A 23,240-nucleotide genomic window follows, 5' to 3' on the forward strand; every position below is an offset into this window, starting at 1 on the left:
TTATTTATCTAATATTTTCTCAATGTTTGGCTTGAAGTAATTAGGCCCTTTTAAAACTTTACCATCTTCTCGGTAAATAGGTTTACCGTCTTCACCTAATTTACTCATGTTACTTCGTTGAATCTCGTTAAAAACCTCTTCTATTTTATGTTGCATTCCATGTTCAATAATGGTACCGCATAAAATGTAAAGCATATCTCCTAAAGCATCAGCAACTTCCACTAAATCATTATTTTCAGCAGCTTCAAAGTATTCTTCATTTTCTTCTTTCATTAAATTAAATCGAAGCAAATTTCGATCCTTACCAATATTTGCAGTAGGTTCATTTTTAATACCTAAACCAAAAGCTTCATGAAACTCATGAACAGCATTTATTTTATCTTTCATCTGTTTATCTATTTTATCCCTAGTTTTTTCTCAGTTTCCGTTAAATTGAATTCGGACCAATCATTTATATGATGTTTTACATTCATTTTATTAAAATCTTCAATATTTTTCTTGTTTACACCAACAAAATGGATCCCTAAATTTTTCGCAGTAGTTACATCCCATAAAGCATCGCCAAAGGAGATGATCTGCTCAAAATTATCAACTCCATAGTATTTTTTTGCTTTATTCATGGCAGACGTAACAATATCTTCTCTTGTAAATAACTGATTTGAAGATTCAAGTACTTCGGGTATCATATTAACACCAGCTTGTTGTAATTTGAGCAAAGCAGGCTTTAAGATTGATCCTGTAGCAAAACAAACTCCATAGTTTGTTTCCTCAATAAAGAAATTTATAATTTTTTGAGCACCTAAAATTTCAGGAGTATCAGGAAACGTTAAGAAGCGCTCGGTCATTACTTTTTCGAACTCAGGAATTAAATCAAAGCTAAATTCTTTTCCATGAGTTTTTTCATAATTAGCCGAAAAAATATAACTGTCAGATGCGTTTTTGTAGGTTCGCCAATCGGTATTTACTTCTGTAATTCCAAAATGTTTCATGGCAAATAAAAGTGAATCGGTATGTTTTTCCTCGCTTTTTGTTAGTGTATCGTCAATATCTAAAACAATAAGGTTTTTCTTTGTCATTGTGTTTGAAGTTTGTTTTTATGAGTTTATGGCACCAAGGTGTATTATTATTGGAGATTGTTTAATTATAAAATATAGAAGTGTGTTTATAATTATATACTAAAGAGTTTACCATAATAAAATCATTCTTTAACTTTGCTAAAAATACAATTTTATGTTTACTCCAGGACGAATAATTTTTGCTAGTTTGTTTGTTGTTGTTTTTGTGACAGTAATGATTTTTAGTTACAAAAAAGATGCAAAAAGAAATAAAAAATACTATCAAAATGGAGCTCTATATACAGCAATAGGTATTGTTGCTACCATATTGCTTTTATTTTTGTTTAAATACATAAATAAAAATTAAACCATACTTTCAACATCACTAAGTTTGTGATGATCTAAAACGGTATAACCTTCCTGATTGAACTCAGAAGAAGGTTTATATTTTACATTAGTTATTAAGTGCATAAAATCATAAGAAGTTGCTTGGTATACAACTTGGCCAAATGACTCTTCATGGTATTTTAAAAGCACGTATAATTTAGCATCGAGTTTTTTAATTTCCTCTGGAGAGTATTTGTTTAGTGGACTTGTATTGTCAACCTCATGAACAATAGTCCATACAGTGGGTAAATACATTATTTTATCTCTTTCAAGTGCTAATCGATAGTAATTTCTGCTGTATGTATCGTCTGCATTTTTTTCATTCATAGAAAGAGTAACCGTTATTTCAGGTTCAATCATAACAGTTTTTCTGCTATTCATTAATCTAAACATGATGGCTTTACCTCCTTTGAAATCTCTGTGGATAAAATTTTTACTAAATAATATGGCCGCTTTAGGTTTCGAAAATCGTCCATATAAAAGTCCCGTAATAAAAGAGAAGCTAAGTAAACCTATCATGGCTTCAAATGCGGCCACAATATTTGCTGTTATCCCTTGAGGAGCAATTCCTCCATATCCAACAGTAGTTAATGTTTGAGCACTAAAGAAAAAGCCATTCAGGCAATCTTCCATCAAATCTCCTTTAGAAGGAGTAATTTCATCGATACCAATGGCAATATAGATAAAACCAAAAAAAATGTTTAATAGAATATATCCTAAGAAAACAAAGAAGAAAAATTTATACCATGATAAGTCAATAAAATACGTGTATAAATCATCTACATTGAATTTCTTATTAATGTGAATTACATTTGAACTCCCATCTTTATTAATCATTCCACGAATATTCTTCTGAGAGTTATGACCGAATCCAGGGTCCTTTGTCTTTTTAGCCATTGAATTGATTTTCTGGTTAAAAATACGAAACCGATTCTAATTTAGAATCGGTTTCTTTTTATACTGTTTATTTAGGTATAAATTTAATGAATAATAGTATTAGTTACAAGAAGGTATATTATATACGTTTCCATCGGAATCTTCAACGCGATCGCTTCTAACGATTAAACCAGTTTGACAAACTTGCTCTGGTATAATTTGCCCTTGATGTTTATAGATCAAAATACCTCGTGCAAAATTATTGTTTACTCTGGTGTTAATGATGTTCACATTTCTTACTTTAAATAAACCAATACCGTCATCACCAGAGGCGGCAAAATAACAATTTCTAAAGGTTACATTTTGTGTAAAATCATTATCGTTTTCACGACCAATTTGAGGACCACCTCCTGGACTTGATAAATATGACCAAGCTCCATTGACTCTTGTACGAAGAATTTTACAGTCTTCGAATAAAATATCATTTGATCCCCAGCCAACGACACCTCTTGTGGCTAAACGCCATGTAACATCAATAAATTGAATGGAGTTAGAACCATTTATAATAAAGGATTGACCAGTACATTTCGATTTAATTCCAATATTATCACCTGAAGCAAAATAATTTCTAGCTTCCTGTAGGGCACCTCTACTACCTAAAATTTGCAATCTCCAAGTGTTGCCCGATACATGTGTTGGATTGTCCCAGCGCCATTGATTAGTACCGTTTTCTACTCGAGGCCAAGTGTGATCAGAATACCTTCTAATATATCTTCCTGCAGCTAGGTTTACAGCCGCGAGGGGATAGATGTTTTGAGGAGAAGGATATCCTTGATCGATGTTGATTTCTGCATATGTTTTTCCACCTGATTGGTAAAGATCTCTTGCTAATTCACCTTGAGAAACAGTTAATTCATCCCTAACCATTAGCATTCCTTGAAATGTTATGTTAGAACAGTTTCTCATGAAAATTTCATGGGTAACTCTATCCGTAAAGTTAATCGTGGTATTTTTGCTTCCCTCTCCTTTAATGATTAGCCTTCCAGCATAATTGAAGTTAATAAAATTAATAGAAGCTCTGTCGTTAAAATAACCAACATTGTGACTTCCAGATGGGATGTTAATCGTATAAGTGCTTGAGCTAGTATTGTTATTGCTTAGCCATGCTCCAGCTTGATTTATGGCATTATTAATGGTTTGCTCATTAACAGTAGTTAATGTTACTTCACTTGAATTTGAAGCCCTATTGTAGTGTTCGTTTCTTTTTGCTGAAAGAGATTCTTCAACATGTGACTCTGAACAAGAAATTAAAAGAAAAGTAGTAATAAGTGTAATGAATGGTAGAACCAACAAGTGTGCTTTTTTCTTCATGATTTTAAATATTTAATCGACGATTTTGTGTTTTTAAATCACGAAGCTCCCAGTCCCAATGTACGTATAAATTATTGATTATACAAAAAGAAGAGGTTTTGGAGGCAGTTTTTTGAGGAGTTTTAAATAAAAAATCGTCTAAAATAAATTTCAGACGATTTTTAAATTAAGAGCAAGTTTTAATTATTTTTTTGCCGGTAAAAAACTGTAGTTTTTAGAGTAGAAGTACATTTGACCTTCAAAAGTTTCGGGTTGAGTAATTTTTATATCGGTAATGTTTCCTGTTTCATCTTTTTCAGGAACCAATACAGGGTTTACAAAACCACTATAAGGTGCAGAAGTGAATTGAGCATTTCTATCCAATACTTCTTTGTGAATAGCTTGATCAACCTTAACTCCATATCCTTCAACTAATGCTTTGGCAGCCTCAAAATCTCCTTCTGATTTAATTCTTTGCGTCTCTTTTAACAGACGACCAAAAATTTCACGGAGTTTAGTATAGTCGTTTACTTTATAATACGTTTTTCCGTCTTTGGTTACTTTTTGTATAACGTTATCTTTTTCGCCTTGTTCAAATGACCAAGCCGATACCCATTGACGGTTTACCATGTGATCTTCTTCGATATCATCACCAAGATTAATTCTAATTAACTGCGTCATTAATCCGTTTCTGATATACCCATCATAAGCCGCTTTACCAACATTCTCCCAATTATCAACCAATCCTAATTCCTGTAACTTTGGATCCATTAAATAATACAAACCAACTAAATCGGCTCTACCTTCTTCCATGGTAGAAGCGTAATTTTTTAAGGTTTCTTTTGGTTGACCAATTCCATCATTTATTTTTCCTGAAGCGTGACCAATTACTTCGTGTAAAGCAGTATGTAATTTATCGGCAAGTTTACCGTATTTAATTTCTAAGTCAATTTCTTCTTGATCAAAAGCAAATTCTTTTAACCTACCAGTACCTCCAGCATTATTATATGAACCAATAATATTTCCTAATGAAACGGATTTAGATCCATGTTCCTGACGAATCCAGTTGTTGTTTGGAAGGTTTACACCAATTGGAGTACTTGGAGAGGCATCTCCAGCTTCACCAGCCACATTAACTGTTTTGTATGAAACCCCAACTACATTTTCTTTTTTATGAGACGGATCTAATGGAGAGTTGTCTTCGAACCACTGAGCGTTATCAGACAATACTTTCATTTTCTTAGACATATCAAAGTCTTTAATTTGAATAATTGATTCATAAGAACCTCTATATCCTTTAGGGTCGTTATAAACCTCGATAAAACCATTTATCCAGTCTATATTTCCTTCAGTAGAACTCACCCAAGAAATAGCATATTCATCCCAAGTATCTAAACTTCCCGTTTGATAATACTTAATTAAAAGCTCAAGAGTTTTAGCTTGTTTATCATTTTCAGCAACTCCTTTAGCTTTTTCTAGCCAATAAATAATTTTATCGATAGCTTCTCCATATAGTCCTCCAGATTTCCATACTTTTTCAACAAGTTCTCCATTTTCACGAACCAACGTTGAGTTTAATCCAGCTTCAATTGGTTTTCCATCTGGACCTTTATATGCCTTGGCATAAAAATCTTCAACATCTTTACTTGTAATATCTGGTCCGTAGAAGTTAATTGCAGAAGCTAAAACATTATCTACTCCAGCTTTTTTATTAACTTTTTTATTGTCATTATCGTTAAAAATAACTTCTAAAGCTTCTGTAGAAAGAACAGTGTTGGTTTCTTTTAATAATTGCTCTAAATATTCTTTTGAAAATTCAGGCTTAATTTTATCATTTGAATAATGGTGGTGGATTCCATTTGAAAACCAAACTCTTTTTAAGTAAGTTTTGAAGGCCTTAAAATCCTTTGATTCTTTGTCTCCAGAAAAATTAGAATTCACATTTTCAAGAGCTCTTCTAATTTCTAGATTGTGGCGATAATTTTGATCCCACATAATATCTCTACCTGATAACCCTGCTTGTGTAAGGTAATAAACAAGTTGTTTTTCTTTTAAAGTTAACTCATTAAAACCTGGGATTTGGTATCGTAAAACTTTAATGTCGGCAAATTGCTCAACAACATAATTAAACTCCTTTTTAGGTTTAGTTTCGGTTGTTTTCGCTTCTTTTTTTGTGTCAACACCACAAGAAGCAAAAAGACCCGCGGTAGCAATAACACAAAGTGTTTGTTTGAGTTTCATTATTAAAAATTTAATTGTTTTTTTAAATCAAATGCTAAAGTTACAAATTTTGAACTTCCTTATAGCGAAAGCAATCAGTAGTATGATCATTAACCATCCCTGTAGCTTGCATGTATGCGTAAATAACTGTTGAACCAACAAACTTAAACCCTTTCTTTTTTAGGTCTTTAGATATTTTATCGGATAAATCTGTAGTAGCGGGAACTTCCGTTTTTGTTTTAAAGCCATTTTGAATTGGTTTTCCATTCACAAAAGCCCAATAGTAGTTGGAGTATGAACCATACTCTTCCTGAATTTTCATAAAAGCTTTTGCGTTTGAAATAGTGGCCTTTATTTTTAGCTTATTCCTTATAATTCCTTCGTTATTAAGAAGCTCTTCATATTTCTTTTCGGAATAATCTGATATTTTTTTGTAATCGAAGTTATCGAAAGCCTTTCTAAAGTTCTCTCTTTTTTTTAAAACTGTAATCCAGCTTAACCCAGCTTGAAAAGTTTCAAGAATTAAAAATTCAAATAAAGTATGATCATCATAAACAGGAACACCCCATTCCTCATCATGATACTTGGTGTAGAGTTCATCATTACTAACCCAGAAGCATCTTTTTTTCATGATATAAATTTTGTTAGCGTTTCAAAATTTTGTTAAATAAGATAAAAATAGTGTAAAAAAGGAATAATTTTTGCAATTTTAAGAAAGTAAATGCCCGTGATTATGAGTTTTTTAAAAAATGTTTTAGGTGTTGTATGTGTAATTACTATAATTATTAGCTGTAGTTCAATTCCTTCGCAAGCGAATGCTGGTAAAAAGGAAGAGCCTGTGGTTATAGCCAATGATAGTTTAGAGTATGAAATTATAATAATTGACCCTGGGTTTAATAATTACCTTTATTCAATAGCGAGACCTCGAGGTTATTATTCTTTAAAATACTTAGAAATTAAAAATAGATTTTTTGTCCCAATATGGAATCAAAGAGTTAACAACCCAAGTCTATTTAACCCTAATGTCTACGAGAATAGAATTAATTACGATCCATATGTTGAATACGGGTATGAAGTAAACTACTTGTTGTTCCAGTATTTTCAATTCGCTCAACGTAAATATCGCATGACCCTGAGGTAGTTTTTACTCACTACAAAACCTTATATTTGCTAATAAAATATTTTGAAATGAAGTTTTTAAGAAACTTATTGGCCTCAATTTTAGGCTTTTTTATTGCATTATTTTTAATTTTTATCCTTTTCGTGTTTATCGCTTCGGTTGCAGGATCTTCAAATGAGGTTGTGGTAAAGTCTAACTCGATATTGGAACTTGACTTATCATTAAAAATTAAGGATTATGCACCTAAGGATGATAATCCTTTAGTAAATGCTTTAGGTATTTCGTCAAGTGCTTTAGGGTTGAATAATATTATTGCTGCTATCGAAAATGCTAAAAATGATTCGAAGATAGAAGGAATTAGCATCAATACAACTTTTGTTAATGCTGGAATAGCCCAAGTGCAGGCCATTCGTAATAAACTAGAAGAGTTTAAGGAAAGTGGAAAATTTGTTTACGCCTACAACGATTTTTATGAGCAAAAGAATTATTATCTAAGTTCGGTTGCAGATAGTGTTTTTGTAAACCCTGTTGGTATCATTGATTTTCGCGGACTTTCTACTGAGGTATTATATTATAAAGATTTTGAAGATAAGTTCGGTGTAAGAATGGAGGTAATTCGACATGGGAAATATAAAAGTGCCGTAGAGCCTTATCTAAGTAATGAAATGAGTGAGGCGAATAGAGAGCAAACAACTTCTTTTTTGAAGTCTATTTGGTCTGAAATGTTAGAAGATATCTCATCAAATAGAGGGCTTTCAATAGAAGCGTTAAATATTGCTGCTGATAGTTTAAAGGCTCGAACTCCTCAAATGGCTCTAGAAAACAAGTTGATTGATGGAGTTATATATCAAGATGAATATGAAGAAAAATTAGAGTCAAATATAGGAGTAAAACCAAAATTTATATCCATAGAAGATTATGTGAAAGCAGGAAATGGTAAAATAAAATCATCTTCAAAAAATAAGATAGCCGTTATTTATGCTCAAGGGCAGATATTTTATGGGGAAGGAACACAGGATATTATTGGGCAAGGGTTAATCAATAAAGCGTTGAGAAAGGCTAAAAAAGATAAAAATGTTAAAGCTATTGTCTTAAGAGTAAATTCTCCTGGAGGAAGTGCATTGGCTTCTGAGTTAATATGGAGAGAATTAGAATTGCTTAAAAAAGAAAAACCTGTAGTCGTATCTATGGGTAATGTTGCTGCTTCAGGAGGTTATTATATTGCTTGTAACGCTAATAAAATTATCGCTGAACCAACAACTATTACAGGGTCAATAGGTGTTTTTGGAGTACTTCCGAATGCTAGTGAATTAGCAAAGAAAATTGGAATAAATGCGGAGCAAGTGTCTACAAATAATAGTCCTAATTATAGCCTTTTCGAACCAATGGATAAAAGATTTTATGATGTAACAAAGCAAGGAGTAGAAGATACATATCAAGTATTCGTTGATAGAGTTTCAGCGGGAAGAGGAATGACATTTGAACAAGTAGATGCAATTGCTCAAGGTCGTGTTTGGACAGGAAAAGAGGCTTTGGCAAATGGATTGATTGATGAACTAGGAGGTTTAAATGATGCAGTTGAACTAGCAGCAGATTTGGCCGAAGTTGATAATTACAGAGTTAGAAATTACCCGAATTATAAAAAGGAATTAAAAGAATCTCTTAAGATTTCTCCTTTTGGGAAAAGTTCGAAAGAAGAGATTTTGCAAGAGTTGTTAGGAGATGAAGAGTTGAGAGCTTACAAAGCAATTAAAGACTTTAAGAACTTGAAAGGAATTCAAGCAAGAATGCCTTTTCTTTATGATATAAAATAAAAGTAAATAACATATATAAAAACACCATTATAGTAACTATGATGGTGTTTTTTATTGCCTTATTATATAAATGCTTTGATGCTTATCTTTTTTAGTAATATTTACGTTTGTGAATGAATGAATTTCTTCAAAATGTTCTACGGACTTGTTTTGAGAAACTTATTTTAAAAGAAAAGCCTCGAGAAGTTATTCTCGAGGCCTCATTAAATATATTTAACGATGTTTTTTACATCATTCCTGGCATTCCACCACCCATTGGAGGCATCGCAGCAGCAGGAGAATCTTCTTTAATATCAACTAAAGCACACTCAGTTGTTAAAATCATACCTGAAACAGAAGCAGCATTTTCTAAAGCAACACGAGTTACTTTTTTAGGATCAATAATTCCAGCTTCTAACATATTAACATAAGCATCAGATTTAGCGTCATACCCAAAATCAGCATCTCCTTCTAATACTTTATTAATTACTACAGATCCTTCTCCACCAGCATTTTCAACAATTGTTCTTAATGGAGACTCAATAGCTCTATTTACAATTTGAATTCCAGTAGTTTCATCTAAATTATCAGTAGTTATAGATTCAAGAACCTTTTTGGCTCTTACTAAGGCAACACCACCTCCAGCAACAATACCTTCTTCTACCGCAGCTCTTGTTGCATGTAAAGCATCATCAACTCTATCTTTCTTTTCTTTCATTTCAACTTCAGAAGCAGCACCAACATAAAGTACAGCAACACCTCCAGCTAATTTAGCTAAACGCTCTTGTAACTTTTCACGATCGTAGTCAGAAGTTGTAGTTTCTATTTGAGCTTTAATTTGATTAACTCTTGCTTTAATTTGAGCTTCATCACCTGAACCGTTAACAATAGTAGTGTTGTCTTTGTCAATAGTTACAGTTTCTGCTGTTCCTAAAAGGTCTAAAGTAGCGTTTTCAAGAGAGAAACCTCTTTCTTCAGAAATAACAGTACCACCAGTTAAAATAGCGATATCCTCTAACATTGCTTTTCTTCTGTCACCAAACCCAGGAGCTTTTACAGCAGCGATCTTTAATCCTCCACGTAATTTATTTACTACTAAAGTAGCTAAAGCTTGTCCATCTACATCTTCAGCAATGATTAATAAAGGCTTTCCAGATTGAGCAACTGGCTCTAAAATAGGAAGGATTTCTTGTAAGTTAGAAATCTTTTTATCGAATAATAAAATATAAGGATTGTCTAAGTCAGCAATCATTTTATCCGCGTCAGTAACAAAATAAGGAGATAAATAACCTCTGTCAAATTGCATTCCTTCTACTACATCAACGTAAGTATCAGTACCTTTAGCTTCCTCAACTGTAATAACACCTTCTTTACCAACTTTTCCAAATGCTTCTGAAATTAAGTTACCAATAAAGGCATCGTTATTAGCAGAAATAGAAGCAACTTGCTGAATCTTTTCAGAAGTATCACCAACTTCTTTCGATTGCTTTGCTAAATCTTCAGTAATAGCATTTACCGCTTTTTCAATACCACGCTTTAAATCCATTGGATTAGCCCCAGCAGCAACGTTTTTTAAACCTTCTTTAACGATAGCTTGTGCAAGAACAGTAGCCGTAGTTGTACCGTCACCTGCCAAGTCATTAGTTTTAGAAGCAACCTCTTTAACCATTTGAGCGCCCATATTTTCAAGAGCATCTTCTAATTCAACTTCTTTTGCTACAGAAACTCCATCTTTAGTTACGTGAGGAGCTCCAAAAGATTTTGAAATAATTACATTACGACCTTTTGGACCTAATGTTACTTTTACTGCGTTAGCTAAGGCATCAACACCGCGTTTAAGGCCTTCACGAGCGTCAACATCAAATTTTATATCTTTTGCCATTGTGTTTTTTCAATTTTTTAACCTTGTTAAAGAACAAGATGTTTGTTAATTTAGTTTAAGTTTTTTAAAATGAGTTTGTTAGATAATAGCGAATACATCACTTTCTCTCATAATAAGGTAATCTTTTCCTTCGAATTTTAACTCAGTACCAGCATATTTACCGTATAAAACAGTATCACCAACTTTTACCGTTAAAGGTTCGTCTTTGGTTCCATTTCCAACCGCAACTATGGTTCCTCTTTGCGGCTTTTCTTTAGCGTTATCAGGAATAATAATTCCTGAAGCAGTAGTTGTCTCTGCTGCAGCTGGTTCAACAAGAACTCTATCTGCTAAAGGTTTAATGTTTAATCCCATTTTATATTTTTTTAGTTATTATTTTTTTGATTTGTGTTTAAAATGACAGAAACTATGCCATTGAAATGATACTGACACATTTTCAAGAATTTTAATATTTGGATAAAAAAAAATGTCAACGATAATGACACGTTGACATTTTTATTATTTCAAAACTAAAGTAGATTTACTGAACACTGTCTTTAGTTGTATTTGCGTTTGTTGCAGGTGCGCTTTGAGTTGTTTCAACTCCGCTTAAAGTTTCTTCTAACTGAGGAGCGTTTTCTCCATTTCCTCTTGGAATAGCAAAGTTAGCTAATAAGATTAAAGCAAACATAGCAATGGCTAAAGTCCAAGTTGTCTTGTCTAAGAAAGTGTTTGTATTTTGAACTCCTCCAATGTTTTGAGCACCTCCTCCAAATGAAGAAGATAAACCTCCACCTTTAGGGTTTTGTACCATTACAATTAATATTAGAGCAACCGCTACTATCAAAATTAAAATTAAAAGTAAAGTATATGTAGTCATTATTTATTGTTTTGTAATATTCTAATTTTTTTTACTTGGTCTGCAAAGAAACCACTTTTTTCTGGATATTTCAAACTTAATATATTATAAGCTTTTATAGCACTGTCATATTTCTTTTGCTCGAGATAGATTTTGGCTAAAGTTTCAGTCATCAATTGATTGTCTTCTTTAACTTCTGATGGTTTAAAACTTGTTGTATTTGTTTTTGAAGGTCTTGATATTTTTGGGCTACTTTCAATAAATTTATCAATAATTGAGTCTTGATAGGTCTTTTCTGGATCTTTCTTATCTTCCTTTTCTCTAACAATGACATTTTTGGAAGAAAGTTCTAACCATTGATTGAAAGAAAAGGATTCACTTTTAGTAAAAACTAGAGGTTTTCCTATAGAAAGCTCTTGCATAGCTTTATCTACTTTCGATTCTTTCGTTCGAGATAAAATACTAATAGCTTTAGGAACAATCTTTTTTTCTTTTTTCTTATTTGATTTTTGAAACTCTTTTGAAGTAATTAAATCAAAAAGAACCTTTCTGTCTGTTGTATAAGCAGCAGTAACTTTAAGTTCATTGTTATACTTAAAACTTTCATTATTCTTCAAAGTTTTTAGATATAAAGCTCGAGCTGCTTGGAAGTAAGGATACTTTTCTACTAAAGATTTTAATTTATTAAGATCTTCGTCTAGAATAGTATTCTTGTCAATTATGGATTGTATGTAATTAGAGTTTGTCAAATTAATAGAATCTTACCATTTACCTACAGAAGCATTAAATATATCTTGAGTAATTCGTTCTATAATTTCATCAAATGCTGCATCTAATCTTGAACCAGTAAGTTGAACATCAGCTGGGTAATCGTGATAAAATGAAAATTGCTTTTCGAAATTTTTCTTTTCATCCAAATTATTAGTGTATCGCGTATTTACAACAATTGTTAACCTATTTTGTGCAGCTGTTTGATTTGCTTGTGCACTCATTGGATTTATCCTGTAATCAACAATTTCACCATCAAAATGTAAATCACCACTACTAGAAACCAGTGTTAAGTTAGTTTGGCGAGTAAACAAATCTTGAAGGTCTTGGGTAAAACGTTGTCCTAAGGCTGGTTCTATAATCGGAGCTTGATTTGGAAAGAAATCTATTTGAATTGTTTTAGCATTCCCAACATCTCCTCCAGTAAAAGAATACACTCCACAAGAAACAAGAGTTATTGTAATAAAACTAAAGAAGAGTATTTGAATTACTTTTTTCATGTTTAATATTTTAGTGAAAATAATTAAAAGTTTTACAGATCATATTGTTTAATCTTTCGGTATAATGTTCTTTCCGAAATACCCAATTCTTTTGCTGCAAGTTTTCTCTTTCCGTTATTTTTATCAAGAGACTTTTTAATCATTTCTATTTCTTTCTCTTGCAATGATAAGCTTTCATCTTCTTCTATTGTCTCAACAAAATCATAATTATTTTGATTTGTTTGTTGAGGTATCTGAACAACTTCGACTTCTGGAATAACTTCAGTTTCCTGTTCTTGATATATTTTTTGGATTAACCTATGATTCTCCTTTTGTACTTGTTGTGAGTTTCCATCCTTTAATAAATCTAATGTTAGCTTCTTAAGATCATTAATATCATTTCTCATATCGAACAAGATTTTATACATGATATCTCGTTCATTTGCAAAATCATTATTAGAGGTGTTGTTTCCAACCACAGCAGGAAGGTTACCTTGAATATCGGGTAAATATTGTACCAATTTTTCAGGTGAGATATTTCTGTTTTCTTCAACTACTGAAATCTGCTCAGCAATATTTCTTAGCTGCCTTATATTTCCTGGAAAATTATAGTTAGCCAAAACTCTAATAGCACTATCTTCTAGTCGAATAGCTGGCATTCTGTATTTCTGAGCAAAATCGGCAGCAAATTTTCGAAAAAGAAGATGTATGTCTTCACCTCTTTGTCTAAGAGGAGGTAAAGGAATTTCAATAGTACTTAGTCTATAATATAAATCTTCACGAAATTTACCTTTTGAAATGGCTTCATGCATGTTAACATTGGTAGCAGCAACAATTCTTACATTCGTTTTTTGAACTTGAGAAGAACCTACTTTTATAAATTCTCCGTTTTCCAAAACACGCAACAATCGTACTTGAGTAGTTAAAGGAAGTTCTCCAACTTCATCTAAAAAAATGGTTCCACCATCAGCAACTTCAAAATACCCTTTACGAGTTTGAGTAGCTCCAGTAAATGCACCTTTTTCGTGACCGAAGAGCTCACTATCAATAGTACCTTCAGGAATGGCACCACAATTTACAGCTATGTATTTAGCATGTTTTCTGTGTGAAAGTTGGTGAATTATTTTAGGGATGTTTTCTTTACCAACACCACTTTCACCAACAACCAAAACAGAAATATCGGTAGGGGCAACTCTCAAAGCTTTTTCAATAGCTCTGTTTAATTGCAGATCGTTACCAATAATACCAAAACGTTGTTTTATAGCTTGTAAATTCTCCATATATTTTTAGTAGAAAGAAAAACTTTATTATGCTGGGTTTTTCTTCAGTTTTCTATTTAGTTGTTCTCAGAATACCCAACGGCAGTTCCTTTTAAGGTTGTCGATGTACAATCTTCAATTTTTACATTAACAAAATCGCCCATTTTATAATGTTCTTTAGGGAAAACAACTACAGTATTTTGAGTATTACGTCCTTTCCATTCATTAACATTCTTTTTAGAAGTTCCTTCAATAAGCACTTCTTGAACCTTACCAACATGTTCTTTAGCTCTTAATAAACTATGGTCTTGTTGTAAGTTGATGATTTCTTGTAAGCGACGTTTCTTTATTTCCAAAGGAATATCATCTTCCATTTTTTTAGCAGCCAAAGTTCCAGGTCTTTCAGAATAAGCAAACATGAAACCGAAACTATATTTTACCTGTTCCATCAAATCAAGCGTATCTTTATGATCTTCTTCAGTTTCACCACAGAAACCAGCAATCATATCTTGACTCAAGTGCATTTCAGGAATTATTTCGTAAATATTTCTTACTAATTCTAGATATTCCTCGCGTGTATGTTGACGATTCATAGCCTTAAGCATAGCATTACTACCACTTTGAATAGGAAGGTGAATATATTTACATATGTTTTTATGCTTTGCCATTACATGAATTACATCAAGAGTCATGTCTTGCGGATTCGAGGTAGAAAAACGAAAACGCATTTTAGGAAATTCGTTAGCACACATGTCAAGTAATTGTGCAAAATCAACAGCAGTGGCTTTAGCCATTTCTGAAGCTTTTTTGAAATCCTTTTTTAGTCCTCCTCCATACCATAAATATGAATCAACATTTTGACCAAGTAAAGTAATTTCTTTATAGTTTTTTTCTTGCATTGAGCGAATCTCGCTTATAATACTTTGAGGGTCACGACTTCGCTCACGACCACGAGTAAAAGGAACAACACAGAAGGTACACATGTTATCACAACCACGTGTTATTGAAACAAAAGCCGAAACTCCATTTGAATTTAATCTTACTGGAGAAACATCTGCATAAGTTTCCTCTTTTGACAAAATAACATTAATGGCATCTCTACCTGCTTCAACTTCTTCAACCAAATTAGGTAAATCTCTATAAGCATCTGGTCCAACTACTAAGTCTACAATTTTCTCTTCTTCTAAAAACTTAGTCTTTAATCTTTCTGCCATACATCCTAAAACACCAACTTTCATTTTTGGGTTGTGTTTTTTTGCATGGTTATATTTTTGAAGTCTGTTTCTAACAGTTTGTTCCGCTTTTTCACGAATTGAACAGGTATTCATTAATACAAGGTCAGCTTCTTCTATATTTCCAGTTGTATTAAAGCCTTGTTCAGCAAGAATAGATGCCACAATCTCACTATCATTCATATTCATTTGACATCCATAACTTTCAATAAAAAGCTTTTTACTATTTCCTTCTTTTTGATCAGTTAATAAAGGCTTTCCTTGCTTTTTTTCATCAATTACTTTCTCAACGTGTTCCATAAATCTTATATCGAGGTAAAAAATAGACAGCAAAGATACAACCAAAATAGAAATAATATGACAAGATGACAGAAATTAATTGAATATAAAATAAATACAAAAAGTAAATTTGATCAATAAAAGGTCAAATAAAAAAAAAGTGGCTACTTTTGCAAACTGAAAACAGCCGCAATGTATTTAGTGTGGCTATTTTAAGAGTTAGAAAAATGGCAAAGAATTTAGTTATAGTAGAGTCACCAGCAAAGGCAAAAACAATAGAAAAGTTTTTAGGAAAAGATTTCCAGGTAGAGTCTAGTTTTGGACATATTGCGGATCTTCCGTCAAAAGAATTAGGAATTGATGTTGATGGCGATTTTAAACCCAAATATATTGTTTCCACAGATAAAAAGGCTGTGGTTAAAAAACTAAAAGATTTAGCCAAGAAAGCAGAAACTGTTTGGTTAGCATCCGATGAGGATCGGGAAGGAGAGGCAATTGCATGGCACTTGTTTGAGCAATTGAAGTTGAAAGATGGTAGTACCAAAAGGATTGTTTTTCACGAGATTACGAAAAACGCCATATTAAGAGCAGTTGATAACCCAAGAAGCATTAACTATAATCTTGTAAATGCTCAACAAGCAAGAAGAATTTTAGATAGACTAGTTGGTTATGAATTGTCACCTGTACTTTGGAGAAAAGTAAAAGGAGGACTTTCAGCTGGTAGAGTGCAATCGGTTGCAGTTCGATTAATTGTTGAGAGAGAAAGAGAAATTGAAGCATTTAATGCACAAGCATCATATCGAGTTGATGCAGAGTTTGTAAGTCAGGAAGGTAAGAAGTTTAAGGCTAAACTTGGTAAGAATTTTCCTTCGAAAGAAGAAGCTGAAGCGTTCTTAAACTCATGTTTGAATGCAACATTTAATGTGGCAGACTTACAGAAAAAGCCAGCTAAAAAATCTCCAGCTGCACCGTTTACAACGTCAACATTACAACAGGAAGCTTCTCGAAAACTTGGTTTTCCAGTGGCAAAGACAATGATGATGGCTCAAAGGTTGTATGAAGCCGGATTGATAACCTATATGAGAACAGATAGTGTAAATCTATCTGATGATGCAAAAAAGGCAGCTCAAAGTGAAATAACTAGTTATTATGGAGCTGAATTTAGTAAACCAAGAAATTATTCAACGAAATCTAAGGGAGCGCAGGAGGCTCACGAAGCAATTCGCCCAACGGATATGTCATGTCATGATGTTTCTGTTGATTATGATCAAGATAGGCTATATAGTTTGATCTGGAAGAGGACATTAGCTTCTCAGATGAGCGATGCTCAATTAGAAAGAACTTCAGTTAAAATTGATAATAATAAAAATGATAAGACCTTCCTAGCTAATGGAGAGGTAATTAAGTTTGAAGGTTTCTTAAAGGTCTATTTAGAAGGTACTGATAATGAAGATGAGGAGCAAGAAGGAATGTTGCCTAAAATGGTAATTGGTGAAGAGCTTACCAATGAGGTTATTTTGGCAACTGAGAGATATACCAGACCACCTGCAAGATATACGGAAGCTGCGCTCGTTAAAAGATTAGAAGAGTTAGGAATTGGACGTCCTTCAACATATGCACCAACAATTTCTACGATTCAAAGAAGACAATATATTGAGAAAGGAACGGTAGATGGTAAGGATAGGAAATATGCTCAGTTAAAGTTGAGCAATGAAAGTATAACTGAAAAAGAACTAACTGAAAAAGTGGGTTCAGATAAAGGTAAGCTGGTTCCAACCGATATAGGTAATATTGTAAATGACTTCCTAGTTGAGAATTTCGAATCTGTATTAGATTATGGTTTTACAGCAAAAGTGGAAGATGAGTTTGATGAAATAGCATCAGGTAAAGAAGACTGGACAGCTATGATCAAAGACTTCTACAAAAGTTTCCATTTACATGTAGAAGATGTGGCAGCAAATGCAGACAGAGCAAGTGGGCAACGTCTGTTAGGAGTTGATCCAGAAAGTGGTAAGAACGTATATGTGCGTTTAGGAAGATTTGGAGCAATGGTTCAGATTGGTGAAGCAACAGATGAAGAAAAACCTAAGTTTGCTAGTTTACAGGGAGATCAAACCATGAGTTCTATTACTTACGAAGAAGCAATGGATCTTTTTAAACTACCTAAATCATTAGGTAATTATGAAGAAAAGGAAGTTGTTGTAGCAAATGGACGTTTTGGCCCTTATATAAAGTTTGATGGAAAATATGTTTCTCTTGAGAAAGGAGAAAATCCAATGTCTGTTGATATGGATAGAGCTATTGAGTTAATTGAAGAAAAACGAAAAGCTGATGCGCCTATTGGAACCTATGAAGGAATGCCAATACAGAAAGGAGTTGGTCGTTTTGGTCCATTTATTAAATGGAATTCAATTTTTATCAATGTAAATAAGAAATATGACTTTGATAATTTGTCTCAAGCGGATTTAGAAGAATTAATTGAGGACAAAAAACGTAAAGAAAGAGAAAAACTTATTCATAATTTTGAAGAAGTTGGTATTAGAGTAGAAAAAGCCAGATGGGGACGTTTTAATGTTATCAAAGGAAAAATAAAGGTAGAACTTCCTAAAACAACAGAGATAGAGAAACTTACTCAGGAAGAGGCTGTTAAAATGATTGAGGCTAAAACACCTAAAAAGAAAGCAACCAAAAAAAAGAAATAAACAATTCTAGGTTGAAATAGTTTTTTTAGTATATTGCGATACTTTTAATCCCCTTAAATAAATGAATGTCGAATTCTTTTCACCATTAGAAAATTCGGTAGTTACCAATATTATGTCATGCCCAGCTATGGTGCTTGGTAAATTGGTGCAATTGCATACTGAAGAAGGCTTTCCAGATTTATCTGGAGTGAAAATTGCCATCATGGGTATTGCTGAGAGTAGGGGAGCTGAGCAATACAATTCTCATGAAGGCTTGTATTATGTTAGAAAAGAATTGTATCAATTATTTTCCGGAGATTGGCATGTTTCAATTGCCGATTTGGGGAATATTGATGAAGGTAATACAATACAAGATACTTACTTTGCAGTTTCTAAAACTGTATCATTTTTAATCAAACAGGGAATTATTCCTATAATTATTGGTGGAACTCAAGATTTAACGTATGCGAATTATAGGGCATATGATGAACTTGAGCAAACTGTAAATTTAGTTGCCATAGACAGCCGATTTGATATCGGAACGTCTGATGAAGAACTTATGTCAAGGTCTTTTCTTAGCAAAATAATTATGGAAGAGCCTAATAACCTATTTAATTATAGCAATATAGGTTATCAAACGTTTTTTAATTCTCAAGAAGAAATCCAATTAGTTGATAAACTATATTTTGATGCCTATAGACTTGGTGAAGTTAAGGATATAACTTTGGTGGAACCAATTTTGAGAGATGCAGATATAGTCAGCTTTGATATTGGAAGTGTTCGACAAAGCGATGCTCCTGGTAACACTAATGCCTCTCCCAATGGTTTTTATGGGGAAGATGCTTGTGCAATAGCACGATATGCAGGAATAAGTGATAAAGTAACTTCTTTCGGAGTTTATGAATACAATGGCGCTATTGATGTTAATAATCAAACAGCAAAATTAATAGCCCAAATCATTTGGTATTTCATAGAAGGAGTTAACAAAAGAGCTAACGATTATCCTTTCGTTTCAAAGGAGAGTTATGAAAAATATACAGTGATTTTAGATGACGATGATCCACTAAATTTTTACAAAAGTGATAGAAGTGGTCGTTGGTGGATGGAAATAAATTTAATATCGAATAATAAACATAAAAGACATGCGTTAATACCATGTAGCTATCGAGATTATGAAGAAGCTCTCAAATTAAAAATACCCAAAAGATGGTTTAAAGCTTTGCAAAAGCTTGCATAAAAGACAGTTAAGGTTGTCTTGAGTATTTTTTATATCTCGAAATTGTTTTTTAATAAAAAAAATAATAGGTTTACGCCTCTTTTTATAAGAAAAGAATAAAGTATGAAGAAATTAGCAGTATGTGCATTATTAGTATCTATCGTTTACGCCTGTGGTTCCAGTGGCGATAGAGGAGAGTTGGTTGGTGTGAAATCGAAGAGAAAATGGTTTGCTGAAAAGCCATATGGAATGGCAAAAATACCTGGAGGTTCTTTTACTATGGGTAAACAAGATGAAGATCCATTAGGAACGATGAATGCTCCAACAAAGACCGTAACAGTTCAACCGTTTTATATGGATGAATCTGAAATTACAAATAGTGAATATAAGCAGTTTGTACATTGGGTAAGAGATTCAATTACTCGTACTAAATTAGCTATGCAGGCTGAGTTTGCTTCTTCAGGTGAAGGAGATGACAAACCAGAAGGAATTCAGTTATATGCGTTTGCATCAAAAGACACAGTGAATGAAACTCCGTATGACAAATACATGCGTGAGAATTATTATGAATTAGGTGAAGGACTGGATTCATTGAAACCATTAAATTGGGAAGAAGAAATTATTTGGGAAAACCAAGAATTTCCTGATACCGATTATGTAGAGGTAATGGATTCTTTATATATTAAAAAAGAAGAGGCCTTAAATGGTATTAGAACTTTTAATACTAAGTTATTAAACTACCGTTATTTCTGGTTTGATAATGAACAAGCAGCAAGGTCTGGAAAGAACAGAAAAGAATTCATGAAAGATGAGGTAATTAATGTTTATCCTGATACCACAGTTTGGATTAAAGATTTTAATTACTCTTATAATGATCCAATGCACCAAGAATATTTTGCACATAAGGCTTATGAAAACTATCCTGTAGTTGGTGTTAGTTGGCGTCAAGCAAAAGCTTTTTGTCATTGGAGAACTAAAGAGAAAAACAATTACCAACGTTCAAAGAAAAAATTAGGGCTAGTTCCAGCATTTAGACTTCCAACAGAGGCTGAATGGGAGTATGCCGCTCGTGGAGGATTGAATTATGCAAAATACCCATGGGGTGGACCAAGTACAACAAGTGATAGAGGATGTTTCTTAGCAAACTTCAAACCAGTGAGAGGAGATTATGCCGCTGATGGAGCTTTATATACTGTTGAAGCTGTATCTTACAATGCTAATGAATATGGTTTATATAATATGGCAGGAAATGTTGCAGAGTGGACAAATACCGCTTACAATCAAATGTCATACTATATGGGATCAACAATGAACCCTAATGTTGAAAATAGAGAAAATAGAAGAAAAATTATTCGTGGTGGATCATGGAAAGATGTAGCTTATTTCTTAGAGGTGAGTTCGAGAGATTGGGAGTATGCCGATACCGCTAGAAGTTATATTGGATTTAGAACTGTTCAAGATTATCTTGGAACAAACAAAAGCCAATAACCAAAATAGTACCCAAATTAAACTTAAATATTAATTAATTTCCCTTAAAAATTAAAAATTATGGCACAATCAAAATCAACTAAGAAATTATTTAACATGGCCTACGGTTTAGGTGCGGCTATCGTAATTGTTGGAGCTTTATTTAAAATTATGCACTTTAAATTTGGTTTCTTAACTGGAGGTTTAATGTTAACAATTGGTATGGCTGTTGAGGCTTTAGTATTCGCCCTTTCTGCTTTTGAACCAGTAGAAGAAGATTTAGACTGGACAAAAGTTTATCCTGAATTAGCTGGTGGATCATCTTTAGGAAAGAAAAATGAAGCTACTCCTGATGAAGCTCAAAGTTTGTTATCTCAAAAATTAGATAACATCTTAAAAGAGGCTAAATTAGATGCTGATTTAATCTCAAGCTTAGGAGATAGTATTAAAAATTTCCAAGGTGCTGCTGAAGGTTTAACTGCAACATCAGAAACTGTTTCTTCTACGAATCAGTACAATGAGCAAATGGCTATGGCTGCAGCTAAAATGGAGTCATTAAATAGCTTGTACTCTACTCAAGTAGATAATGCTTCAAGACAGGCTGAAATTAACTCAGCAATGGTTGAAAACACGCAACGTTTACAAGAGCAAATGGATTCATTAGCTACAAACTTATCTTCATTAAATGGAGTTTATGGTGGAATGTTATCTGCAATGTCTAATAAATAATTAGGTATTATTATATCTAGTTATTAACTTAAAATCATTTTAAAATTATGGCAGGAGGAAAATTATCACCAAGGCAGAAGATGATTAACCTTATGTATCTGGTTTTCTTAGCAATGCTTGCTATGCAGATGGATAAGAAGGTATTATCATCTTTTGGATTCATGAAAGAAAAGATTGAGGATTCGAATACGGTTGCGGCAACAAATAATGCGAATTCACTTCAAGGTTTAGCTACTAAAGCGAGTGAACAACCTGAGAAATTCGGAGAATTAAATAAGAAGGCTCAACAAATTAGCGAATTATCTAATGGTTTCTTCGACTACTTATCATCTTTAAAAGATAAAATGTCGGAAGACATTGCTGATGAGGATAAGACAAATTATGAGTCTCAAAAGAGCCCGGATAAAGTAGATGAATTATTATTTTCAGGTGAAAAATTCACAGAAGAAGGGAATAAATTTGTAGCTGAAATAAACAACTATAACACAAAATTAAAAGGCATTTTAGGAGAAAAAGCATCAGCGGAAATCCTAAAGAATGTTGATAAACGTTTTAATACAAATCCAGATAAATCTGCAGAAGGTCAAGATATTCCTTGGTTGAAAGGTAGATATGAAGGAATGCCTTTAATTACATCGATCGCTAACGTTAGCCAAATCCAAAGTGATATCAGAACTACTGAAACAGAAATATATTCAGCTTTAGTAGGAGGGCAATTAGAGTCAGAGGTATCTATGAGTAACTACAATGGTATTGTAGCTTTAGATAAGAACGCATTCTACCCTGGTGAAAAAGTTACTGGATCGGTTGTTTTAGGTAGATATGACCCTACATTAAAACCAACACGTGTTGAATTTAATGGTAATAAAGATTATAAAAACTTCAAAGATGGGCACGTTGTTGTAGATATGCCTGCAGGAGCTGTTGGAGATAAGAAAATTAAAGGTACAATATTCTTTACTGAAAACGGTGAAGAAGTTCCTGTACCATTCGAAAGTTCTTATGCTGTTATTCCTAGACCTAATGATGCAGTAATTTCTGCAGATAAGATGAACGTTGTATATCGTGGTTTAACAAACCCATTAACAATATCTATTCCTGGAATACCAGGTAACAAAGTTACTGCAAGTGCTCCTGGATTAAATAGAGTTAAAGGAAACAGTTATGCGATGCGTCCTAAGGCTGGAAATGAAGTTACAATTAGAGTAAGCGGTAAGTTACCTGATGGAAAACCTGTGAGTTCTTCAAAGAAATTTAGAATTAAAGATATTCCACCAGCGAATGGTATGGTAAGAAACCAATTTGGTACAGTTAGAATGCCGAAATCAAGTGTAGCTAAAGTTGTTGTTGGAGCTGGATTACCAGACTTCTTATTTGATTTAAAACTAAACGTAACTAGTTTTAAAATTAAAATACCTGGTCAAATCACAATACCTGTGTCAGGAACACGTTTAAATGCTAGAGCTAAGAAAGCATTAGCTAAGGCAAGAAGAAACGATTTAATATCTATTTTTGATATTAAAGCAACAGTTTCAGGATCTAACTATAAGCTTAAGAAGGTATTACCTGTAAATATTGAGATTACAAATTAATAAGAAAAATAGATGAG

General features: G+C 32.9%; 21 protein-coding genes. 8 read left to right on the forward strand and 13 right to left on the reverse strand.

Features of this window, described 5'->3' with window-relative positions; translation table 11 throughout:
- A complete protein-coding gene (locus ACKTTV_RS18770) occupies positions 1-387 on the reverse strand; it encodes a pyrophosphohydrolase domain-containing protein (protein WP_408032415.1) in 387 nt (128 codons plus the stop codon).
- Between the two features lie 8 nt (positions 388-395).
- A complete protein-coding gene (locus ACKTTV_RS18775) occupies positions 396-1,076 on the reverse strand; it encodes an HAD family hydrolase (protein WP_408032416.1) in 681 nt (226 codons plus the stop codon).
- Positions 1,077-1,230: 154 nt separating this feature from the next.
- On the opposite strand from ACKTTV_RS18775, the gene ACKTTV_RS18780 reads away from it, so the two are divergent.
- Positions 1,231-1,422 carry a hypothetical protein gene (locus ACKTTV_RS18780; RefSeq protein WP_408032417.1) on the forward strand — a complete coding sequence of 64 codons (192 nt, stop codon included), beginning with the start codon at positions 1,231-1,233 and terminating at the stop codon, positions 1,420-1,422.
- On the opposite strand, the gene ACKTTV_RS18785 is transcribed toward ACKTTV_RS18780, so the two are convergent.
- From ACKTTV_RS18785 to ACKTTV_RS18800, 4 genes are all read right to left on the reverse strand, one after another.
- A complete protein-coding gene (locus ACKTTV_RS18785) occupies positions 1,419-2,339 on the reverse strand; it encodes an ion channel (protein ID WP_408032418.1) in 921 nt (306 codons plus the stop codon). The two genes, ACKTTV_RS18780 and ACKTTV_RS18785, sit on opposite strands and share 4 nt — an antisense overlap.
- A gap of 99 nt (positions 2,340-2,438) precedes the next feature.
- Positions 2,439-3,689 carry a right-handed parallel beta-helix repeat-containing protein gene (locus ACKTTV_RS18790; protein ID WP_408032419.1) on the reverse strand — a complete coding sequence of 417 codons (1,251 nt, stop codon included), beginning with the start codon at positions 3,687-3,689 and terminating at the stop codon, positions 2,439-2,441.
- 183 nt (positions 3,690-3,872) lie between these two features.
- Complete coding sequence (locus ACKTTV_RS18795; RefSeq protein ID WP_408032420.1) at positions 3,873-5,909, reverse strand: dipeptidyl-peptidase 3 family protein; 2,037 nt, start codon at positions 5,907-5,909, stop codon at positions 3,873-3,875.
- 40 nt (positions 5,910-5,949) lie between these two features.
- Positions 5,950-6,519 (reverse strand): DNA-3-methyladenine glycosylase I, encoded by a 570-nt coding sequence (locus ACKTTV_RS18800; protein ID WP_408032421.1) that lies wholly within the window; start codon positions 6,517-6,519, stop codon positions 5,950-5,952.
- A 102-nt stretch (positions 6,520-6,621) separates the two neighbouring features.
- Here ACKTTV_RS18800 and ACKTTV_RS18805 point away from each other — a divergent pair, with 102 nt between their 5' ends.
- Positions 6,622-7,029 (forward strand): DUF6146 family protein, encoded by a 408-nt coding sequence (locus tag ACKTTV_RS18805; RefSeq protein ID WP_408032422.1) that lies wholly within the window; start codon positions 6,622-6,624, stop codon positions 7,027-7,029.
- Between the two features lie 47 nt (positions 7,030-7,076).
- A complete protein-coding gene (gene sppA / locus ACKTTV_RS18810; RefSeq protein WP_408032423.1) occupies positions 7,077-8,822 on the forward strand; it encodes a signal peptide peptidase SppA in 1,746 nt (581 codons plus the stop codon).
- Positions 8,823-9,048: 226 nt separating this feature from the next.
- Here the strand turns inward: sppA and groL are convergent, their stop codons facing one another.
- The 7 genes from groL to miaB all read right to left on the reverse strand — a co-directional run bounded on the left by groL (position 9,049) and on the right by miaB (position 15,559).
- Positions 9,049-10,683 carry a chaperonin GroEL gene (gene groL / locus ACKTTV_RS18815; protein ID WP_408032424.1) on the reverse strand — a complete coding sequence of 545 codons (1,635 nt, stop codon included), beginning with the start codon at positions 10,681-10,683 and terminating at the stop codon, positions 9,049-9,051.
- A 78-nt stretch (positions 10,684-10,761) separates the two neighbouring features.
- Positions 10,762-11,037, reverse strand: coding sequence for a co-chaperone GroES (locus tag ACKTTV_RS18820; RefSeq protein WP_408032425.1), 276 nt, complete (start codon positions 11,035-11,037; stop codon positions 10,762-10,764).
- Positions 11,038-11,203: 166 nt separating this feature from the next.
- Positions 11,204-11,542, reverse strand: coding sequence for a preprotein translocase subunit SecG (secG, locus tag ACKTTV_RS18825; RefSeq protein ID WP_408032426.1), 339 nt, complete (start codon positions 11,540-11,542; stop codon positions 11,204-11,206).
- Positions 11,542-12,270 carry a hypothetical protein gene (locus tag ACKTTV_RS18830; protein WP_408032427.1) on the reverse strand — a complete coding sequence of 243 codons (729 nt, stop codon included), beginning with the start codon at positions 12,268-12,270 and terminating at the stop codon, positions 11,542-11,544. The genes secG and ACKTTV_RS18830 overlap by 1 nt, the downstream gene beginning before the upstream one ends.
- Positions 12,271-12,282: 12 nt before the next feature.
- Entirely contained in the window at positions 12,283-12,789 is a 507-nt protein-coding gene (locus ACKTTV_RS18835; protein ID WP_408032428.1) for an LptE family protein, read from the reverse strand.
- A gap of 32 nt (positions 12,790-12,821) precedes the next feature.
- A complete protein-coding gene (locus ACKTTV_RS18840) occupies positions 12,822-14,048 on the reverse strand; it encodes a sigma-54 interaction domain-containing protein (RefSeq protein WP_408032429.1) in 1,227 nt (408 codons plus the stop codon).
- A gap of 56 nt (positions 14,049-14,104) precedes the next feature.
- Complete coding sequence (miaB, locus tag ACKTTV_RS18845; RefSeq protein ID WP_408032430.1) at positions 14,105-15,559, reverse strand: tRNA (N6-isopentenyl adenosine(37)-C2)-methylthiotransferase MiaB; 1,455 nt, start codon at positions 15,557-15,559, stop codon at positions 14,105-14,107.
- A 206-nt stretch (positions 15,560-15,765) separates the two neighbouring features.
- Here miaB and topA point away from each other — a divergent pair, with 206 nt between their 5' ends.
- From topA to porM, 5 genes are all read left to right on the forward strand, one after another.
- Positions 15,766-18,240 carry a type I DNA topoisomerase gene (topA, locus tag ACKTTV_RS18850; protein WP_408032431.1) on the forward strand — a complete coding sequence of 825 codons (2,475 nt, stop codon included), beginning with the start codon at positions 15,766-15,768 and terminating at the stop codon, positions 18,238-18,240.
- A 61-nt stretch (positions 18,241-18,301) separates the two neighbouring features.
- Positions 18,302-19,456: a formimidoylglutamase gene (locus ACKTTV_RS18855; protein WP_408032432.1), complete on the forward strand. Its 1,155-nt coding sequence runs from the start codon at positions 18,302-18,304 to the stop codon at positions 19,454-19,456.
- A 102-nt stretch (positions 19,457-19,558) separates the two neighbouring features.
- Positions 19,559-20,923, forward strand: a complete 1,365-nt coding sequence (gene porK, locus ACKTTV_RS18860; RefSeq protein WP_408032433.1) for a T9SS ring complex lipoprotein PorK/GldK — start codon at positions 19,559-19,561, stop codon at positions 20,921-20,923.
- Positions 20,924-20,983: 60 nt separating this feature from the next.
- Positions 20,984-21,631 (forward strand): type IX secretion system motor protein PorL/GldL, encoded by a 648-nt coding sequence (gene porL / locus ACKTTV_RS18865; RefSeq protein WP_408032434.1) that lies wholly within the window; start codon positions 20,984-20,986, stop codon positions 21,629-21,631.
- Between the two features lie 47 nt (positions 21,632-21,678).
- On the forward strand, positions 21,679-23,223 hold the full coding sequence (gene porM / locus ACKTTV_RS18870; protein WP_408032435.1) for a type IX secretion system motor protein PorM/GldM: 1,545 nt from the start codon (positions 21,679-21,681) through the stop codon (positions 23,221-23,223).
- The last annotated feature ends 17 nt before the right edge of the window (positions 23,224-23,240 follow it).

Origin of the sequence: Tenacibaculum xiamenense (genome assembly GCF_964513065.1) — a bacterium.
Lineage (GTDB): Bacteria > Bacteroidota > Bacteroidia > Flavobacteriales > Flavobacteriaceae > Polaribacter > Polaribacter xiamenense.

Coding starts and splice junctions, on each gene's coding strand:
- secG (WP_408032426.1), bottom strand. CDS start 11,542: ATGACTACATATACTTTACTTTTAATTTTAATTTTGATAGTAGCGGTT.
- ACKTTV_RS18775 (WP_408032416.1), bottom strand. CDS start 1,076: ATGACAAAGAAAAACCTTATTGTTTTAGATATTGACGATACACTAACA.
- ACKTTV_RS18780 (WP_408032417.1), top strand. CDS start 1,231: ATGTTTACTCCAGGACGAATAATTTTTGCTAGTTTGTTTGTTGTTGTT.
- ACKTTV_RS18835 (WP_408032428.1), bottom strand. CDS start 12,789: ATGAAAAAAGTAATTCAAATACTCTTCTTTAGTTTTATTACAATAACT.
- porK (WP_408032433.1), top strand. CDS start 19,559: ATGAAGAAATTAGCAGTATGTGCATTATTAGTATCTATCGTTTACGCC.
- porL (WP_408032434.1), top strand. CDS start 20,984: ATGGCACAATCAAAATCAACTAAGAAATTATTTAACATGGCCTACGGT.
- ACKTTV_RS18790 (WP_408032419.1), bottom strand. CDS start 3,689: ATGAAGAAAAAAGCACACTTGTTGGTTCTACCATTCATTACACTTATT.
- ACKTTV_RS18770 (WP_408032415.1), bottom strand. CDS start 387: ATGAAAGATAAAATAAATGCTGTTCATGAGTTTCATGAAGCTTTTGGT.
- porM (WP_408032435.1), top strand. CDS start 21,679: ATGGCAGGAGGAAAATTATCACCAAGGCAGAAGATGATTAACCTTATG.
- topA (WP_408032431.1), top strand. CDS start 15,766: ATGGCAAAGAATTTAGTTATAGTAGAGTCACCAGCAAAGGCAAAAACA.
- groL (WP_408032424.1), bottom strand. CDS start 10,683: ATGGCAAAAGATATAAAATTTGATGTTGACGCTCGTGAAGGCCTTAAA.
- ACKTTV_RS18820 (WP_408032425.1), bottom strand. CDS start 11,037: ATGGGATTAAACATTAAACCTTTAGCAGATAGAGTTCTTGTTGAACCA.
- ACKTTV_RS18840 (WP_408032429.1), bottom strand. CDS start 14,048: ATGGAGAATTTACAAGCTATAAAACAACGTTTTGGTATTATTGGTAAC.
- ACKTTV_RS18795 (WP_408032420.1), bottom strand. CDS start 5,909: ATGAAACTCAAACAAACACTTTGTGTTATTGCTACCGCGGGTCTTTTT.
- ACKTTV_RS18785 (WP_408032418.1), bottom strand. CDS start 2,339: ATGGCTAAAAAGACAAAGGACCCTGGATTCGGTCATAACTCTCAGAAG.
- ACKTTV_RS18855 (WP_408032432.1), top strand. CDS start 18,302: ATGAATGTCGAATTCTTTTCACCATTAGAAAATTCGGTAGTTACCAAT.
- sppA (WP_408032423.1), top strand. CDS start 7,077: ATGAAGTTTTTAAGAAACTTATTGGCCTCAATTTTAGGCTTTTTTATT.
- ACKTTV_RS18805 (WP_408032422.1), top strand. CDS start 6,622: ATGAGTTTTTTAAAAAATGTTTTAGGTGTTGTATGTGTAATTACTATA.
- miaB (WP_408032430.1), bottom strand. CDS start 15,559: ATGGAACACGTTGAGAAAGTAATTGATGAAAAAAAGCAAGGAAAGCCT.
- ACKTTV_RS18800 (WP_408032421.1), bottom strand. CDS start 6,519: ATGAAAAAAAGATGCTTCTGGGTTAGTAATGATGAACTCTACACCAAG.